This is a genomic window from Bacteroides caecigallinarum (assembly GCF_016902295.1).
Classification (GTDB): Bacteria; Bacteroidota; Bacteroidia; order Bacteroidales; family Bacteroidaceae; genus Phocaeicola; species Phocaeicola caecigallinarum_A.
This window is the reverse complement of record NZ_JACJLQ010000107.1, coordinates 1-1,342: the sequence shown is the minus strand read 5'-3', so window position 1 is coordinate 1,342 and position 1,342 is coordinate 1. Positions and strand designations below refer to the sequence as shown.

Below are 1,342 nucleotides of genomic sequence, written 5' to 3'. Positions count from 1 at the left end.
ATGGGAACTACATTTTCTCCTTACTGAAGCACCGACAGACAATGCACAACCATGTAAATATTCTCATAAAGTAGTTAACAGCTCGGATAAAAGAATTTGATAATATAAAGTCGGCAATAAAGTTGATTTATTGCCGACTTTATATTATCTTTGTACTACAATGAGTATTGACGAGAGACATAGTATTAAACAGAGCATATTGGATTATGCTCGTAATTACGGACGGATTGAAGTTCCTCAATTAGTATCAGGATTGGGGATAAAGGCTAATACCGCCCGCCAGTATCTATGTACCTTGGCCAAAGAAAACAAGATTGCCCGTACAGGAAACGGTGAATACATGCTTACAGATAAACAGGTGTTCTCATTTGCTCCAACAGAAACACTTAGAAAACTATATGTCGGATTGAAAGAGAAATTGCCATTCACCGATTTCTGCATCTACGATGGCAGCATCTTCACCACACTACAACATCACGTCTCTGTGAACCATGCTATTTATGTCGAGACCAACCGGGATGCTGTAGATTCTGTTTTTTCTCTGTTGAAGGATTCAGACATGCCCGTTTATAAGCAACCGACAGCAAAGTTCATGTACGACTACGTAAATATGCATGAACCATGCATAATAGTAAAGACATTTGTCACTGAATCTCCAGTAAACAAGGTTGATGGGATGGTTACTCCTACCATCGAAAAGCTACTCGTAGATATACAGAAAGACGAAGACTTTGATTATATGCAGGGCACGGAAATCACTTATATGTATCAGACCGCCTTTGATTTGTACACAGTCAATACTCCCAAAATGCTCCGATATGCAAAACGTAGAGGAGCATACGACAGTACTTATTCATTAATAGAACAATCACAAAAATATGATAAATAAAGAATGCTTTACAGCAAGATGGATTGAAGAAAAATCCAAGGAGTTAAACTATCCGGACAAAAATATCATTGAAAAGGTCATCCATGCCTTTTCATTGCTGGACATGTTGGCGGCTTCAGGTTGCCCATTTCATTTCAAAGGTGGAAGCAGTCTGATGCTTCTTTTAAAAGAACAAAGACACAGGCTGTCTATCGATATTGATATAATATGTCCTCCAGGTACTGAAATAGAAGAGTATTTGCAATCATACAAAGACTATGGCTTTATTGACTATAAGCCGATAGAAAGAATTCAGCGTGGAACAGACATACCAAAATCGCATTCCAAATTCTTTTATCAAGTGGCTTTCCTTGATGGCATAGACCGAAAAGAAACCATCCTGCTGGACGTTCTAAATGAAGACTGTCACTACAACGAAGTCGTGACTTTACCTGTAGAAAGCCGTTTTATAAA

General features: G+C 38.3%; 2 protein-coding genes. Both read left to right on the top strand.

All coding sequences use genetic code 11. The features are described from left to right. Nucleotides 1–160: 160 nt before the first annotated feature. Nucleotides 161–889, top strand: a complete 729-nt coding sequence (locus H6A27_RS14360; protein ID WP_239469728.1) for a DUF6577 family protein — start codon at nt 161–163, stop codon at nt 887–889. Beyond that, nucleotides 879–1,342: nucleotidyl transferase AbiEii/AbiGii toxin family protein (locus H6A27_RS14355; protein ID WP_204509178.1), on the top strand; the 464-nt coding region annotated here is incomplete at its 3' end. The genes H6A27_RS14360 and H6A27_RS14355, both read left to right, overlap by 11 nt.

Coding starts and splice junctions, on each gene's coding strand:
- H6A27_RS14360 (WP_239469728.1), top strand. CDS start 161: ATGAGTATTGACGAGAGACATAGTATTAAACAGAGCATATTGGATTAT.